Below are 16599 nucleotides of genomic sequence, written 5' to 3'. Positions count from 1 at the left end.
TCGTTGTTCTTCGTTATAATGGGTGAAAGGAGTGAGGAAATTTGCAAAGTGTTGGATTTATCGGAACAGGTGTAATGGGAAAAAGCATGGCCGGTCACTTGATGAATGCAGGTTATCCAGTCCATGTTTATACGAGAACGAAAGCAAAAGCAGAAGATCTTCTTGAAAAAGGAGCTAAGTGGGCAGACACACCAAAAGAAATTGCCCAAACCTGTGATGTGATCATCACGATGGTCGGATATCCGAAAGATGTGGAAGAAGTTTACTTAGATGCAGAAGGGTTAGTCGCTCACGCCAAAGAAGGATCTTATTTAATCGATATGACGACTTCTAGTCCACAGCTGGCACAAAAAATTGAACGCACGGCTGCTGAACGAAATATTGCAACGCTTGATGCACCCGTTTCTGGCGGTGATATCGGTGCGAGAGATGCCAAACTATCCATCATGGTAGGCGGTTCAGAATCAGCATTCCATGATATGGAACCGATCTTTTCTAAAATGGGTACGAACGTTGTTTATCAAGGAAAAGCTGGATCTGGTCAGCATACGAAAATGTGTAATCAGATTGCGATCGCCTCAGGTATGATGGGTGTTTGCGAAGCGATTCTTTACGCAGAAAAAGCAGGATTAGACCCAGATAACGTGCTGAAAAGTATTGAATCTGGTGCTGCAGGAAGCTGGAACCTTAGCAATCTTGGACCAAGAATCTTAAAAGGAGATTTTGCTCCTGGCTTTTATGTGAAACATTTTATAAAAGATATGAACATCGCATTGAAATCAGCTGAAGAGATGGGATTATTGACACCAGGATTACAACTCGCAAAGAAGCTATATGACGAGCTTGCTGAGATGGGTGAAGAAGATAGCGGGACACATGCACTTTATAAACGTTTAGCGAACCAAGGGTAAGTCTACCTTGGTTTCTTTTTTTCCTCTTTACAAAACGTAATAATTACGATTAAATATAGGGTGCATTACTATAAATTTTGAGCGAGAATACTAGATTTCATTCATAAAGAAACTAGTATATAAATAAATTAAACTGTTGGAGTAGAGGAGCGTTAGACGATGAAGGACCTCGCAACAAGAGATATTATAAGAAAAGAAATGATAGGGCTCTTATTGCTAGCTATCTTTATTATTTCTTTTCTATTTATGGAAGAAATTAAAAATGATTCTGTATTTGATAACTTACCAAGTTCCATCATGCATGTGAACACGGTGTTTCTAAGTATTTTAATAGAAGCGGTTCCTTTTATCTTATTAGGAGTTTTCGTTTCAGCCCTAATTCAAACGTTTGTAACGGAACAGCATATCCAACGGTTGATCCCAAAGAATCCATTCTTAGGAATAGGTGTTGTACTCTTTATGGGAGTGATTTTTCCAGTCTGCGAGTGTGCGATCATACCTGTCGTAAGACGCTTAATCAAAAAAGGACTTCCGCTGCACCTTGGAACGGTTTTTCTATTAACCGTCCCTATCGTGAACCCAGTCGTTATCCTATCCACTTTTTATGCGTTTCGTAACAATATGGCAGTCGTTTATGGAAGAATTGGCCTCGCACTTCTTGTGGCAATCATCATTGGGTTGATCGTATATTGGGTATTTCGCAATAAATACCAGCTCAGATCACACGTAGAGCATGGAGCTCATGATCATTCACATGGATTAACGATGAGTCGCTGGAAACAGACGGTGTATCACGCATCTGATGAGTTCTTTGATACTGGGAAGTTCCTTATTTTTGGTGCGTTTTTAGCGAGTATGTTCCAAGTATTCATTAATCGTAATGACCTTTTGGCGCTCGGAGGCAATGAGTGGTCATCAACAGGTCTGATGATGGGTCTCGCTTTCTTGCTATCCATTTGTTCAGAGGCGGATGCCTTTATCGCCGCATCATTCGGAAGCACATTTACAGTAGGTTCGATCATCGCGTTCTTAGTTTATGGACCGATGCTTGATGTGAAGAACATGCTTATGATGTTTGCTTATTTTAAGACGCGTTTTGTTTTTGTGTTAATGGGGTTAATAACGCTGACTGTATTTGCTGTAACGATGGTTTATCAGTTTGTGGCATAGAAAGGGAGGTAGGATACGATGAACAAAGAGAGTCGAGATTTTCACACGTACTTAAGAGGTATCATCTTAATCGGTTTCATGCTCCTGCTGATTGGATTAATCACAACAGGGAAGCTGAATTATTATGTTGCACCGAAAATGCATATCTTTGTCTATTTTGCGATCGGCATCTTAGGAATTTTAGGTGTGATGCAGTTCTTTAGACGATCTGATGAACAACATGATGATGCATGCGGATGTGGTGTGGATCACACACCAAAGGGAAGGCCGCTCAAGCATTTCTTTATCTATATGATATTTGTGATCCCTCTTCTTACAGGTTTCATGATTCCAGAAAAAGCGATGGACAGCTCAGTCGCGGAAAAGCGTGGCATTCGTTACGGAACGGGACTGTATGCTAAGCCAGCTCAGAAAACGGAAGAAGGTAAAGTAACCACTACACAGAATATTGATGTGGAAGCCTATTTAGATGATCCGGAAGGTTACATTAAAGAGATGGAAAAGAACGTTAAGGAAGAAAATCCGGTCGAAACGTATGATGTTACGGCGTACTATAAAAAGTTCGGAAAAGAACAGTTGGCGAAGGATAAAGTGAAAGTAACATCTGATCACTATCTGGACACGATGACTGTTTTGGATATCTACCTTGATAAGTTTAAAGGAAAAGAAATAGAGACTACTGGATTCGTGTATCGTGAAGACGGAATGAGTGAGAATCAAGCCGTTATTGCACGCTTTTCCATGAACTGCTGTAGTGCAGATGCCGTTGTCTATGGAACCATTATTGAAGGCGATGGAGTATCCAAGCTTAAAGAAGATGAATGGTACACCGTAACAGGAACCATTGACGAAACAGAATTGAACAAAGTCCGTCTGCCCTTAGTAGAGGTTGAATCCTTAGAAAAAATCAAGCCACTCAAGGATCCATATGTGTATCCGAGTCCTGAGAGTTTGGGAGCTTATTAAAGAGTAATAAAGCATAAGCCAGCTAATTTCTTTATGAATTAGCTGGCTTATTTTTATTTTAAATTTGTTTATCTTTCTTATCTTGCATTTTAGTCCATAAAGGATAAATAATTATTTAATCGAATATATATCTTGTGTTACTTCACAAAAGGGTGATCGTTAAAGATTGCATTTGTGAGTAGGAGGTATATACATGACTTTGGATGAAATCAAGAAGATGAGAAGACAGCAATTTATTTTGATGAATGTACTTCTTATCATTCTCATTACACTTTATTTAACCTTAATTCGAGTAATAGGTGTAACATCATCACAATTTTTTATAACTCTGGGAGTGGTGTTGCTTATTCAATCCAGTATAGGCTTTATCAGGATTAACTCGACCAAATCACTTTTTTCTATTTATGAGAAGGTAAGTTTATATGAAAAACAAAAAATGGGTGCTGAATGGAAGAAACAGAGAAAGATGAGTTACATCTGGATGCTGATTACTAGTGGTTTTTTATTCATGCAAGCTTATTGGAATAGGGGGGTAACGGGGGATTTTTTTCAAATTGATATTCGATATATGTTACTGATGCTAATTTTTATTCTTTTGTTATCAAATTTAAGTCTTTTTATTCACGTTAAAAAAGTTGATAGTTCGATCTCTGCACGGGATCTAAAAGGTTATACTCGAAAAACAAATTTAACTGCAGCCTTGCTAGGAGCAGTTTCTGCAATAATTTTTATTTTTATCACTCTTTTTTACATTATGATTTAAATATGCTTTACAAAAATATGTAAAAGCACTGCGATTTTGACAGCAGTGCTTTTTGGTCACTCCTAGCTATTCTTCTAGTAAACATACGTTCCAACAACAAAGAGTTCGAACAATACGGTAAGTCCGATAAAATAAGAGACTTGTGCAAATAATCCCCAATCCTTATCTCTAGCAACCTGCATCACCCACAGTGCTATAGCGGAAATGATCACAGGAATGATGAATGAGCTGCCGGTAAAGGTGAGGTACTTCGGCGCTAGCGTATAGAATGTGTTGTTAAACAAAGACTGGATGACATAAAGCTGTGTAATCACAAAAAGTGCGATCGCAGTCCACTTTGCCCAAGGTTTTTCGTCCTCAATGATATCAATTCGTACAAAATATAGAATACCTAAGAACAATACAGACGGTACTACCCAAATAAATGCGTTAGTCATGGCGATGAACGAAACTACAAAAGCCGTAAACGCGTCAAACGTAGCGTTGTAGACATCTTGCTTTTCTACTTTTGTACTGTCATTCTTTATCTCTGAATCTTGGCTTGCTAAATAAAGTCTATAATCACTGACAGATTCCGCTTTTAACCAAGCGATTGTCTTTTCATCGACCTGTAACGGATATACTGAGAAATCAGTCGTTGTACTGATTCGTGCTGCTTCCCAATTGTCGCCATTTAATGTTGCTTTGTAAATGTTGCCCGCTTCCTTTTTAGTAGAAATCGGTCCTTTCGCTGCAAAGAGAATGATAGGCTTGTCATTTTCTACGTTCAATTGTTGGTAGGAAGGATTCTCGATTTCATACCCAAGCTCTGAGCTATATAACTTTACATTGCTAAAATTGACTGTCGTAAGCTGATCCTTTGGTGCTGCACCGTAAAACGTTTTAAACGTCTTCGTTCCTTGTTTAGAAGAATAAAAGGTATACATAAAATGAACTTGATCAGCTGCTTCAGCAAAGCGGAAGTTATAGATTTTATCTGTCGGCGTTTTGTTGTATCGCGTAATAGATTGAGCGCTATATTTTCCGTCAGCTTCTTTTAAATAAAAAGCTTCCATTTCTACTTTTTCACCAACAGTCAGGATAAATGATTGAGATGCTGGGTGACCTGATAATTCTGATAGCTTTTCTTTAGCTGTAAAGATAGATTGACTTTTTCCATCTTCAGGATTGTATACAAAAACTTCATTACCTTTTGAATAAGCAAAGCGATCTTTAGCATCAGCCAGAAGATCTACATCTTTATCTACAACGGTTTGTTTTCCATCTTCATACAGAATAAGCTCACCACGAGAAATAAAGGCGATCTGTTTTCCGTTTGTCCAATAGTTCGCTCTTTCATCAAGCGGGAGTTTCTCTGTCTTTTCAGAGACTAGATTTAGATTTGCATCTAAAGTCGTCACTTGTAACCCATCTTTTTGATGTGTGTAAGCATAGTATTGGTCATCTTTTTTTATAACAGTTGGTTCAGCACTAATGGATTGTGCAGATGTCTCCACTGAACGGCTCCAATCAGGATTGGGAAGCTTTCTTTCTTGACTGACATTATTCCAGATCACTGCTCCGATCAGTATCAAAACGACTGCGAAAGGAAGCAGTAATGCTCTGTAATTGGATTGATTTCTTTTCTTGTTCTTTTTGGTTTTTACATTCGAATTCATGTTGATAGATCCCCCTATTTTGTATAAAACGACAAATTAATACTATTCGTTAAATTAGACGTATATCCCTGTAAAATATTTTCAATTTTTTTATAGAAAGAATGTGTAGGATGAGTTGATCCCATATTGTCTCTTTGTAAGTTTTTGTAGAATAACAATCATTCCCCCGGAAATATTGTCGAATATCATCAACGGATTTTTAAAGTGGTAGAACAGAACTGGTGGTATAATTTGGTTTATATACTATTTATAGAAAGTAGGGAGAAGGCGTGGAGCAATTCGTTCATATTTATGTGACTAGTGATATTCATGGCTATGTTCTCCCGTTAACGTACGGAAATAATGAAAAAGCGGAAATAGGATTGGCTAAAACCACAGGATTATTAAAGGAACATATGTTTAACCGCCCCAACACTTTCCTTATTGATAACGGAGACCTGATTCAGGGAACGCCACTTACTTACTATCACGCTAAAACAGATCAAGCTGATGTGAATCCGATGGTTCTTCTACTAAATGAACTGAATTACGATGCTGCGATAATAGGAAATCATGAGTTTAATTATGGTCTTCCTTATCTATATAAAACAATTGATGACTCAAAATTCCCTTGGCTTTCGGCTAATATTGTTCACCGAGGAACAGAGAAGCCTGTATTTGGACAACCTTTCGTAATAAAAACTTTTGATTGTGGGTTAAAAGTAGCACTCTTAGGATTAACAACACAATATGTACCGAACTGGGAGAATCCAGAACATATTAAGGGTCTTGACTTTCTAGATGCGGTGGAGACGGCAAAGAAATGGATTCCTTATCTACGATCGAAGTCGGATGTCATAATTGTTTCATATCATGGTGGGTTTGAGAGAGATCTCAGAACAGGGGAACCGACGGAATCGCTAACAAAAGAGAACCAAGCGTATCAACTTTGTATGGAGGTTGAAGGGATAGATGTGCTTGTAACCGGTCATCAGCATCGCTTGCTTACAGGTGAAGTGAACTTAGTCACGATCGTTCAGCCGGGGACACAAGGAACTGAGCTAGGGTATGTAGAAGTTAAGGTCAATGGTGAAGGTGATTCATGGGAAGTGAAGGATAAACGAGCGAGACTACTTTCTGTGAACGACCACGAACCTGATCAGCAGGTGTTGAATCTGATTCAGCCGTACGAAATGAAAACTCAGAAATGGCTAGATCAGCCTTTAGGACAAGTAGACGGAGACATGACGATTACTGATCCGATGTTAACGAGGCTAGCTGATCATCCGTTTATTGAATTCATTAATAAAGTGCAGATGGAAGCGGCAGGTGTAGATATTTCAAGTACTGCTCTATTCGATGATCATTCCAAAGGATTCTCAAAACATATAACGATGCGTGATATCGTTTCAAACTATGTGTACCCAAACACTTTAAAAGTGATCGAGATTACAGGGCGAGATATGAAGGATGCATTAGAACGGTCAGCTTCTTATTTTTCTGTGAACGAAGAGGGTGATCCGATAATCAATCCAGCGTTTTCAATTCCAAAGCCTCAGCACTATAACTACGACATGTGGGAAGGTATTGATTACACGATTGACCTGTCAAAGCCGCTCGGACACCGAATAGTAAACTTAATGCATAAGGGAAAACCAATTGAAAGCAACTCCTTATACGAAGTAGTTATGAACAATTATCGTGCAGGTGGAGGCGGTGATTATCCCATGCTGAAGGGGAAGCGTGTCGTGAAGGATATCCCGATCGATATGTCTGAACTAATGGCAAACTATATCTTGAATAGAGGTACGATACAAGCAACGTGTGATCACAACTGGCGCGTAATGGTTTCATCTTCCTTAAAAAATAAGAGAAGCAGGTGAAGCGGGTGAAAAAGTGGGGTTGGTTTGTATTTGTAGTCATAGTAGTTTTGCTTGCTGGATGTTCGAGTGAGGAAAAAAGGACGTTAAACGATAAAAACTTAACACTGCAAGATCATCCAAAAGGTGCTTATCCACGCTATTACGATCAAGTTTCTAAGAAAGAAACACTAAAAGCGGTTCCGTTCTCACTGGAGCTGCCTGATCAATTGCCGTTTAAAGTCGCTCTTTCAACTTATCAGATTTCCGATTGGGGTGAAAAACGAAATATTTTGGTAGACTCCGTTTTTTATCCGGAACAACAAGGGCAGAATGTTTATTTAGCTTATCGAGTATCTAACTTTCTCCCGAAAACCGAGAAATTAGAAACGAAAGATGAAGTTGAGCTTAGTGATGGTACGGATGCTTATTTTTCAGGAAGTAATGATCTTCCTATCCTTGCTTGGAAAAAGGATGGTTTATTTTATAAAATGGAGTACTTAATAAAGGAAGATACAGACAGAAAAACGGAGAAAAAGAAGCTGATTGAAGCGGCAAGTTCTGTTTTTGAATAATTTTATAAAATTTATGGCCGTGGGGGATTGTTCTCTTGCGGCTTATTGTTTGAAATTCAGTAGTTTACAGTAAAATATGATAATATGGTTCAAAGGAGGGGATATTCTTGCAAAAACTGGAGTTTGAATCTGCATGGGACAAGACTATAGCCCGCCAAGACAGAGAAGAGATAGAACGAGTCTTTTCTGAATTGCATTCAGAAGAACATATGAGACAGCAGGCTGTGATTTTGAAAACAGCTTATAACCATAAAAAAGAATTTTTAGTGACTGTGCTTGTAAATAATTATTCGACAGAGCCTTTCTCTTTAATCGGCAAAAAAGTGCTGTATGAAGAAGAGGAGCATACGATCGGTGTTATGGATTCCCGTTATACATTGGAAGTTCCTCCTGAAACAAGTATGCCATGGACGTTTATTTTTCCAGCAGCATCACTAAGTAGCCAGCCATCTCGAGAGTATGGAAAATTAATCATCATGTAAAGCGAGGGAAACGTGTGAGAACGATTATTTGGTTTATTTATTTTTGGGGAATTTTATTAAAGTTGATCCCCTCATTAAACCGTGTAAAAAAGTTTTATCAAGCTGGAAAGATTGAAGAGCGGGACCGGTTGGTTGATCAGAAAGTAAAAGAGTGGTCAACTTCGCTCGTTAAACTTAGTGGAACGCGTGTGTCAGTAAGCGGTGAGGAAAACATCCCGAACGATACAGCTGTGCTTTTTGTGAGCAATCATCAAGGTAACTTCGATATTCCGATTCTTTTAGGCTATATCCAGAAACCAAAAGCATTCATCTCGAAGATCGAGGTAAAGAAGATGCCTTTTATCGGGACATGGATGGAGCAATTGAACTGTTTATTCATGGATCGTAAGAATGTAAGGCAGTCTGTTCAAGCGATCAACGAGGGAGCCAAACTGTTGAAAAACGGGACTTCTCTGGTTATTTTTCCTGAAGGAACGAGAAGTAAAGGTGACGATATGTCAGAGTTTAAAGCGGGAAGCTTCAAACTAGCGACTAAATCTGGTGTTCCGATCATTCCTGTTACGATCAACGGCTCGTATAAAATAATGGAACAACAAGGATTTTGGATCAAACCAGCGAAAGTTCACCTTACTGTTCATCCGCCGATCTATCCAGAACAACATCAAGACGCTAAAGAATTGGCTAGATTGTCAGAAGAGATTATTAAAAACGGGGTAAAAAAAGCAGTCTCTTAAATGCAATATATCAACTGAAGTGCGAATGTTGGCGAAAACAGCTTAACGAATCACCTGTACGAACAACACGTATATTTGTTATTATTGGGATAGAAGGTAATAATTTCTAGGAGGAATACCATGACAGGAACAATTACAGTCATTATGATATTCTCAATTCCCATTATTGCAATCGTACTAGGGCATTTTCAACAACAGACGAAACTTAAACATAAGATGCTACAAGATGAGATAGAACTGGAACGTTTAAAGCATGACAACTATGTGATCGAAACCCAAAAGATGAGGATTGAACTCGAACAGATGAAACTGATCGATTCACCTGATCAAAAAAAATCTGTATAAAAAGAGGATGCCTGAAAAGCTAATTGCTTTTGAGGCATCCTTTTTTGTTAGAACCTTTTTTATCTGTAATTGATGAACTGTACGTCGATCGGCAGGTTTGCTTCTCTAACAAGCGCAATAATCTGCTGAAGGTCGTCTCGGCTCTTTGCCGTTACACGAACTTGATCATCTTGAACTTGGCTCTTCACTTTAAGTCCAGAATTCTTAATCAGCACATTGATTTTCTTTGCGTTGTCTTTATCGATTCCAGTTACAAGCTTTGCACGTTGGCGAACAGTTCCACCTGAAGCTTGCTCAATCTTGCTGTAATCTAAGTTTTTTGTTGGCACGCCGCGTTTGATCAGCTTTGTGATCAAAACATCTTTTAGCTGCTCTAGCTTGTACTCGTCGTCAGAAACTAAAACGAGCTCTTCACTGGATTTGTCGAGTGTGATCTCACTTTTACTACCCTTAAAATCATAACGAGTTGTAATTTCTTTTGTCGCGATATTGATCGCATTGTCTACTTCTGATAGATCTACCTGTGAAACGATATCAAATGAACTTTCTTTAGCCATTTTGTGAAACCTCCTGACGATTACTTCGTTTATATAGTTACAGTATAAATACATTGTGGTGATGTTTCCAGTTTGTACACATTCTTTTCCGTGGAAACGGGTACAAAGTATAAGTTTTTATGTTAAAATGAAGGCTGGAAAATTTACAGAATGTTTGAACCACTAGGAGGAGTACTTGTTGCTTCATTACAAAACGTACACACACGAAAAAAATCATCAATGGGTGATTTTTGTCCATGGAGCTGGGGGCAGTTCATCCATATGGTATAAACAGCTAAGAGAATTCAAACAACATTTTAATATTTTGCTTGTCGATCTAAGAGGTCACGGCAAATCACAATCCGATACATTTTTATTAAAAAAATATTCGTTTAAAGAGGTCAGCCTCGATGTGCTTGAGGTAATGGATCATCTAAAGATTCAAAAAGCTCATTTCGTAGGAATTTCTTTGGGGACAATTTTAATTCAAACAATTGCTGAACTCTATCCTGAACGAGTTGCTTCTATGACGCTTGGTGGCGCGGTTACAAAAATGAATTTCCGCTCGCGGTTCTTGATTGCGATGGGTAACCTTTGTAAATCTTTTATCCCGTACATGTGGCTTTACAGCTTATTTGCTTGGGTGATCATGCCGAAAAAGAGACATGAAGCTTCGCGTTCTTTGTTTATTGGAGAAGCGAAAAAGCTTTGTCAAAAAGAGTTCAAGAGATGGTTTAAGCTCACACTGAAGATCAATCCATTTCTGCAAAGTTTGCGTAAAAAAGAGATTCCGATCCCTACGCTTTACATCATGGGTGAGGAAGATTATATGTTCTTACCGCCGATTCAGGCGTTCATCGATAAGAAGAAACATTCGAAGCTTTTAACTATTAAAGATTGCGGACATGTATGTAATGTTGATCAGCCAGAGCTTTTTAACAAAAGTTCGATTGAGTTTATTCGCAAGCAGATTGCTGCTGCACCGAATGCTTCTTAAAAAATACATTGAAAGTGTTGATTTCCGTTGCAGGATGCTCGCTTTCCGCGGGGCAGGCGGTGAGCCACATTTGTTCGTTTCACTCTTAAGTGTCTCACCTGGCTAGTTGCAGTGGCTAGCCCCTCGAGGTCAAAAGTTAAATGGTCCAGAAGGCATAGTGCGCCTTCATAGCCCATTTACTTTTGCTGGTCGGGGCTGAACGAGCCACTTCCACTTTTCGGACTGCCCGCCTGTCCTAGCCGAGAGTCTCGCACCTTCCACTCCAATCAACTATACAATGATGTCTTTTTAAGAAGGTTTAGTTACAATCTCCTTTAGGGACTGAGATTAAAGAACAAGATAAAACAAAAGAAACGACCCTTTCAGCAGGGTCGTTTCTTTTGTATATTTAGTTTTGCCAATTATTGATCGTAGTTCCGGGTCCTGAAGATGGGGTAGTGAACGTATGATTTGTTCCACTTTCCCAGATTACATTTCCTGCGGAATCTTTTTTGATGAACTTGAATTCTAGTGCTTTACCCGCTGGTACACTGATGTCGTAGTACCATGTTGGATACGCTGCTATGATTTGATTGTAAAATGGACCTACTGCTTTTGCGGCATTCCAATTTCCTAATTCTTCGGTGTTTCCTACAACATAAACGTTCTGTCCGTTGCTCGTGTAAGCATTGTTGATCAAGAATCGCACGGAACTTTGTGATCCAGATAAGATATCAATCGGTCCGTAGCCAGTACTTACCGTTCCTGAAGAATTTGTTACGGTGACTTGGTAGCTGCCTGCTGCAACTGCAGGAACTGTCACTTTGATCTCGTCGTTGCTCCATGATTGAACACTTGCATTCACGGTGCCTATCTTTACAGAACCAGTCGAGGTTCCGAATGCATCACCACTGATCGTGAGCGTATTGCTTGGTTTCGCAATAGCTGGACCGATTCCACCGATAACCGGAGTCGAACTGCTTCCGTTATGTGCATAAACGGCTGCTTCACCTGGTGAAAGGTCGAATGCTGCAATCGTACCACCAGAAACCGTAATAGAACTCCCCGTTAAGAGACCCGTTAATTGATCAGTATAAGTTCCAGCTGGTAACGCTGTAGCAGCTCCACTCACGTTATAACTCATTGAAGTACTTTTGTTTACTGCGACTAAGACAACATCGTTTCCAAACTGTCTTTCGTATACGTAAACATCATTGTTGATCCAGCGTTGTTTTGTTTTTCCGAAGCCAAGTGCCTGATTCGTCTTTCGCAGTGTAGAAAGCTTTTTAATAATTTGATAAGCTTTTGTTGTTTGATTGAATGATGTCATCTTTCCTCGGTTGTTTGGGTCTCCGTTACCAGTCATATATTGTTCTGTTCCATAATAGATGTTAGGAACACCGCGTGATGTGAGCATAACGGCAAGTGCTAGATCTGTCTTTTTCGTATCCGCTCCGTTCGTATGAAAACGATCCATATCATGATTATCAAGGAATGTTACTTGATCGATCGGCTGTTCATATTTGGTTTGGGTTTCTGTGATCATGCTATCAAAGCCATACCAGCTATCTGAATTGTTGCGAAGCACTTGGCGGAGTTCTTGTCCGTAGCGGAAATCCAGCAGTGACATTCCGTATTTGTTCGCAAAATCATAATAGTTTTGGTCGACTTCATTTTCTCCTAAGAACCATTCTCCAAATGTAAACACAGGCTGATGAGAATTTATCGTTTCCATAAATGTTTTTTGCCAGCCGAACGGCATATGTTTGACTGCATCTACACGAATACCATCGATTCCCATGTTCAGCCATTGTTTGATCGCACTCTTGAAGTACGTATCTACGGTTGGATTTTGGTGGTTAAAATCAGCGAGGTCATATAGATTACGATAGATACCATCTTCTATCGAGGAGAAATTCGTTCCTTTGTTGTGATGAAACAGACCTTTCGTATCGTTTGTATACCCACCGACAAGTGTTCCGTTGTCATAAAGTTTACCGTTCTCCATATAGCTTGGCGTGTCCTCAGATGCTGGAGATGTGTGGTTCGGTGCAAAATCAATTATGACTTTGATGCCTTTGGCGTGAGCGGTATTGATTAAGTTTTGAAAGTCAGTCATGCTTCCGAAATAAGGGTTGGCTTTCTTAAAATCCCTGCCCCAATAGCCATGATAGGCAGTTGTGCCAGCTGCGTCGTTCAATACGCTGTACACATTCTCAACTGGCTGAGAGATCCAAAGTGCTGTAACACCCATATTCGTTAAATATCCATCATTGATCTTGTTGATGATTCCTTGCCAGTCGCCGCCGCAATATTTTCGAAGATTGGAACAGTCACTGCTGAACAGGTTTCCTGTAGGATTATTTGATGCGTTTCCGTCTGAGAAACGATCGGTCATAATCTGATAGATTACATCTTGACCATAGTTAACCTTGTTGAAACTAGCAGCTTCTACGGTTGGTGGGCTGTCTTGAAAGGGAAGGTTTGAGAACGTTAAAGACAAACTAAGTGCAGCTGAAACAAATAAGCTTTTTTTCATGCGGTTATTCACTCCTTTTTTAGAAAATAAAAAACCCCGTTATTCGCAAGGAATAACGGGGTTGTCTTGAAATAAACATTGCCCTCAAGTTTTTACATGTAATAGCGCGCTCTATTACTCTCATTATTCAAATTAATGTAAACGCTGTCAATTAAGTTATTCATGGCGTGAAGGACAAACATTGATACTTAAAGGAAAGACAGAATGAAAATGATTCAAAAGTAATTTTTACTTGTGAGAAGAAGGTATTTAGACTTAGGTTTTCTTTAGAGATCATTGATTTTCTTCTTCACTTTTTTCATCAAACTATTATTTAGAGTGTTCACATGCTCCTCATTTTTGACCAAAATTCGATAAGCATCAATGATGGATAGAGTACGAACCAAAATGTAGACCCCGATGCCTATCAAAGCAATAAAAATCGGGTTGTACGGAGTTAATAAGTCTACGTCCACCCATTCTTTTTTTATGATTAAAAAGAAGATAGCTCCTCCAACAATAGAGCAGATTCCAATCATCATTACCGCAGTACATTTACTTTTTATCTCTTCGTATCTAATTTTTAAATCTTTTAAAGTGTTTTGGTCAAAAATCAGCATCTCTTTCTTAAGTAGGCTGTATCGATCCTCTTTTATGAGTCCTGCTGTAATCGTTCCGATTCCAAGAACGGCTATTAAAATCGTTAGTAGAGTAAAGGTGATTGGACCTTCCTTAAATAAGAAGTAAGGAATCGTTGAAAAGATTAACAGACTAAATCCAATGGCAAGGTATTTCGAGACTTTATTTTGAAATAAGAGGTATCCTTCCGCCATCTCTTTGCTAACATAATAACCATTTTCATTCTCACGACTCTCTTCAACGGTGTCTTTCAGTAAGTAATCAATAGATACTTCAAAAATGTTACCGAGCATCAATAGCTTTTCTGTTTCAGGAAAACCCTGACCGTTTTCCCATTTACTGATTGCTTGTCTGGTTGTGTTTAATTGTTCGGCCAGTGCTTCTTGTGAGAGACCTTTTTGTTTTCTAAGCTTAAAAAGTTTTTCACTGAATGTCATAGAAGAACTCCTTTCATTTACTACTTCAATTGTAGTAAAACAATGTATGGTTTTCTATATTTTAGCAGGTGCACTATGTTAACTTGAGGTTGCACTTATGTAATATCCACTAAAATAGGTGTGAAGGCATAAGAAAAACGACCAAGAAAATTGGTCGTATAAAGGGTGTTGGTAGCTTCTTATTCAGGTTGGTTAAAACAAGCATCCTTAAATGGAAATCAAACATTTTTAAGAACAACGAAGCTTATAAAAATAGTGTTTTTATAAACTTACAGCGCGTGCAATCGTGAACAAACGTGAAGCGGGGTGAAAACCTTTTGTGATCAAGTCTTTGATGATGGTGGCACCTAACATGCTGTAGACTGTACCATTACCGCCAAACCCTAAACAATAGTACTCGCCAAGACGGTTAGGGTGTTCACCGATATATGGCAGTCCGTCATGCGATTCTCCAAACGTCGCACACCAAGAATGAGAGATTTTTGGGGATAGATCTGGAAAATGTTCTTTGATCTTTTGAAGAATTCGCTCACCACGTTCTTCGATAAGCCCTTCATTTAACGGTGCTTCAGCTTTATCTTCATCTAAACCACCGGCAACGATTCTTCCATCTTTAGTCGTCCTCATATAAAGGTATGGACGCTTCGTTTCCCAGATCATCCATTCGTCGTACCATGTTTTCAGTGATGATAGAGGTTCTGTTACGATCGCATATGAACGATTCAGGTCAGCTCCTAATTGCTGAGCTAAAAAGTCGTTCTCATAACCAGTCGCAAAGATAACATATCTCGCTGAAATGGTTCCTTTTTCAGATTCACAGGTAAAGCCGTGAACCGTTTTGGTTTTACGAATAAGAGGTGTTTGTTCAAAGATCCTAACCCCGGAAGCGGCCGCATCCTTTAACAAGATTTGTACACACTTATACGGGTTCACATCTGCATCACCACTCGTAACGAGAGCAGCTGGTTTGGAAAAAGGAAAACGTGAAGAAATCTCTTGTGGTTCTAAATATTCTACTGGAAAATCGTACTTCTTTAATGCCTCATATTCACGTTCGAGTTTTAACGTATCTTCTGGAGTGCTGGCATAGTACAAGCTTTTTTGTTCACGAAATTCAGGGTCTTCGGATAGGCCAGACGTCATCTTTTTCAAATCTTCTAACGCCTGTAAACAAAGCTGATAGAAATAGACAGCATCCTGTTCACCTTGCTGTTCAATGAGTTCGTGCAGCATCTTATCGCTTGAGAATTGCAGAAGTCCTGTGTTTGCTGAGGAGCTTCCTGCACCGGGGTGTCTTCTATCGATCAATACTACATCTAATTCTTTTTCTTGACCGAGCACATGGGCACATAGGGCACCTGCCATGCCTCCACCAACGATTAGTACATCACACGATATATCTTCTTCAAGAACCGGGTACTGACCCGTGTTTGTATAGGTTTCAGGCCAATAGAGCTGACCATTGTGTAAATTCATAGTGACTCCTCCTCGTCTTCTCTTCATTCCCCCTATCTTGTGTAAAGAAACGCATGAGAAGAAACTTTTTCAAGAATATGGATTTTGTGTGAATGCTCCTGCTACAAGGTTCAATTTTTAAGGAGAAACTTTAAATTATGATGAGTGAGGAGAATTAAAATTACACAAAAAAAGAGCTGCATGCCCGATTGGACAAGCACCTCTCTTCTTCAACTTATGGCAATGTATTAACTTTATCTTCTTCTTTTACAAACAATAAAATTTTGCCCATATCGAGCTTCTTCTCATATTGATCTGCTTCTACATCAGATAAGCCTAGTTCTGTCATCTTGTTGCGAAGCTCATCGCCTCTGGACTCAAATACATTGCTGAGAGCCGTGCCGAGTCCTTCTTCCTTTAAACCGATTGTATTTACATCTGCGTCATGTGCGAGATCTTTCGTGTCATCCTTTTCGTGGGATAATACATATAAGTTGTCCTCGTGAATTCCTCGAGCTTTCAGATCACTTGCAGCTGCAATCAATTCTTGTTGAGAGTTAAATTCATGTACGATAGGTTTTACCATTTACAATCCT

16 protein-coding genes are annotated in these 16599 nt (G+C 39.2%); 10 read left to right on the top strand and 6 right to left on the bottom strand.

Annotation, left to right across the window (positions count from 1 at the left end; all coding sequences use genetic code 11):
* Positions 1-41 precede the first annotated feature (41 nt).
* From IHV11_RS15140 to IHV11_RS15125, 4 genes are all read left to right on the top strand, one after another.
* A complete protein-coding gene (locus IHV11_RS15140) occupies positions 42-911 on the top strand; it encodes an NAD(P)-dependent oxidoreductase (RefSeq protein WP_255547462.1) in 870 nt (289 codons plus the stop codon).
* A 159-nt stretch (positions 912-1070) separates the two neighbouring features.
* Entirely contained in the window at positions 1071-2081 is a 1011-nt protein-coding gene (locus IHV11_RS15135) for a permease (protein ID WP_197195363.1), read from the top strand.
* A gap of 18 nt (positions 2082-2099) precedes the next feature.
* A complete protein-coding gene (locus IHV11_RS15130; protein WP_197195362.1) occupies positions 2100-3047 on the top strand; it encodes a TIGR03943 family putative permease subunit in 948 nt (315 codons plus the stop codon).
* 193 nt (positions 3048-3240) lie between these two features.
* Positions 3241-3810, top strand: a complete 570-nt coding sequence (locus tag IHV11_RS15125) for a hypothetical protein (RefSeq protein WP_197195361.1) — start codon at positions 3241-3243, stop codon at positions 3808-3810.
* 74 nt (positions 3811-3884) lie between these two features.
* Here IHV11_RS15125 and IHV11_RS15120 read toward each other — a convergent pair whose 3' ends face one another.
* Complete coding sequence (locus IHV11_RS15120) at positions 3885-5468, bottom strand: hypothetical protein (RefSeq protein WP_197195360.1); 1584 nt, start codon at positions 5466-5468, stop codon at positions 3885-3887.
* 269 nt (positions 5469-5737) lie between these two features.
* Between IHV11_RS15120 and IHV11_RS15115 the strand changes: the two genes are divergently transcribed.
* The 5 genes from IHV11_RS15115 (at position 5738) to IHV11_RS15095 (ending at position 9442) form a co-directional block, all read left to right on the top strand.
* Positions 5738-7330, top strand: coding sequence for a bifunctional metallophosphatase/5'-nucleotidase (locus IHV11_RS15115; RefSeq protein WP_197195359.1), 1593 nt, complete (start codon positions 5738-5740; stop codon positions 7328-7330).
* Between the two features lie 5 nt (positions 7331-7335).
* A complete protein-coding gene (locus tag IHV11_RS15110; RefSeq protein WP_197133021.1) occupies positions 7336-7881 on the top strand; it encodes a hypothetical protein in 546 nt (181 codons plus the stop codon).
* 107 nt (positions 7882-7988) lie between these two features.
* A complete protein-coding gene (locus IHV11_RS15105) occupies positions 7989-8363 on the top strand; it encodes an SLAP domain-containing protein (protein ID WP_197195358.1) in 375 nt (124 codons plus the stop codon).
* A gap of 14 nt (positions 8364-8377) precedes the next feature.
* Entirely contained in the window at positions 8378-9097 is a 720-nt protein-coding gene (locus tag IHV11_RS15100; protein ID WP_197195357.1) for a lysophospholipid acyltransferase family protein, read from the top strand.
* A gap of 120 nt (positions 9098-9217) precedes the next feature.
* Complete coding sequence (locus IHV11_RS15095) at positions 9218-9442, top strand: hypothetical protein (RefSeq protein ID WP_197195356.1); 225 nt, start codon at positions 9218-9220, stop codon at positions 9440-9442.
* A gap of 59 nt (positions 9443-9501) precedes the next feature.
* On the opposite strand, the gene IHV11_RS15090 is transcribed toward IHV11_RS15095, so the two are convergent.
* Positions 9502-9999, bottom strand: a complete 498-nt coding sequence (locus tag IHV11_RS15090; RefSeq protein WP_066399173.1) for a YajQ family cyclic di-GMP-binding protein — start codon at positions 9997-9999, stop codon at positions 9502-9504.
* A gap of 178 nt (positions 10000-10177) precedes the next feature.
* On the opposite strand from IHV11_RS15090, the gene IHV11_RS15085 reads away from it, so the two are divergent.
* On the top strand, positions 10178-10975 hold the full coding sequence (locus IHV11_RS15085) for an alpha/beta fold hydrolase (RefSeq protein WP_197195355.1): 798 nt from the start codon (positions 10178-10180) through the stop codon (positions 10973-10975).
* A 388-nt stretch (positions 10976-11363) separates the two neighbouring features.
* Here IHV11_RS15085 and IHV11_RS15080 read toward each other — a convergent pair whose 3' ends face one another.
* From IHV11_RS15080 to IHV11_RS15065, 4 genes are all read right to left on the bottom strand, one after another.
* Positions 11364-13493 carry an alpha-amylase family glycosyl hydrolase gene (locus tag IHV11_RS15080; protein ID WP_197195354.1) on the bottom strand — a complete coding sequence of 710 codons (2130 nt, stop codon included), beginning with the start codon at positions 13491-13493 and terminating at the stop codon, positions 11364-11366.
* A 266-nt stretch (positions 13494-13759) separates the two neighbouring features.
* Positions 13760-14548, bottom strand: coding sequence for a helix-turn-helix domain-containing protein (locus tag IHV11_RS15075; protein WP_197195353.1), 789 nt, complete (start codon positions 14546-14548; stop codon positions 13760-13762).
* A 261-nt stretch (positions 14549-14809) separates the two neighbouring features.
* The gene (locus tag IHV11_RS15070; RefSeq protein WP_197195352.1) at positions 14810-16024 is read right to left on the bottom strand and encodes an NAD(P)/FAD-dependent oxidoreductase; all 1215 of its coding nucleotides are present in this window, start codon (positions 16022-16024) and stop codon (positions 14810-14812) included.
* 214 nt (positions 16025-16238) lie between these two features.
* Positions 16239-16589 (bottom strand): general stress protein, encoded by a 351-nt coding sequence (locus IHV11_RS15065; RefSeq protein ID WP_197195351.1) that lies wholly within the window; start codon positions 16587-16589, stop codon positions 16239-16241.
* Positions 16590-16599: the final 10 nt, after the last annotated feature.

The organism is Fictibacillus sp. 26RED30, from assembly GCF_015903845.1.
Taxonomy (GTDB): domain Bacteria; phylum Bacillota; class Bacilli; order Bacillales; family Fictibacillaceae; genus Fictibacillus; species Fictibacillus phosphorivorans.
Note: the sequence above shows the minus strand (reverse complement) of the source record. Positions and strands in the feature narration are given on the sequence as shown.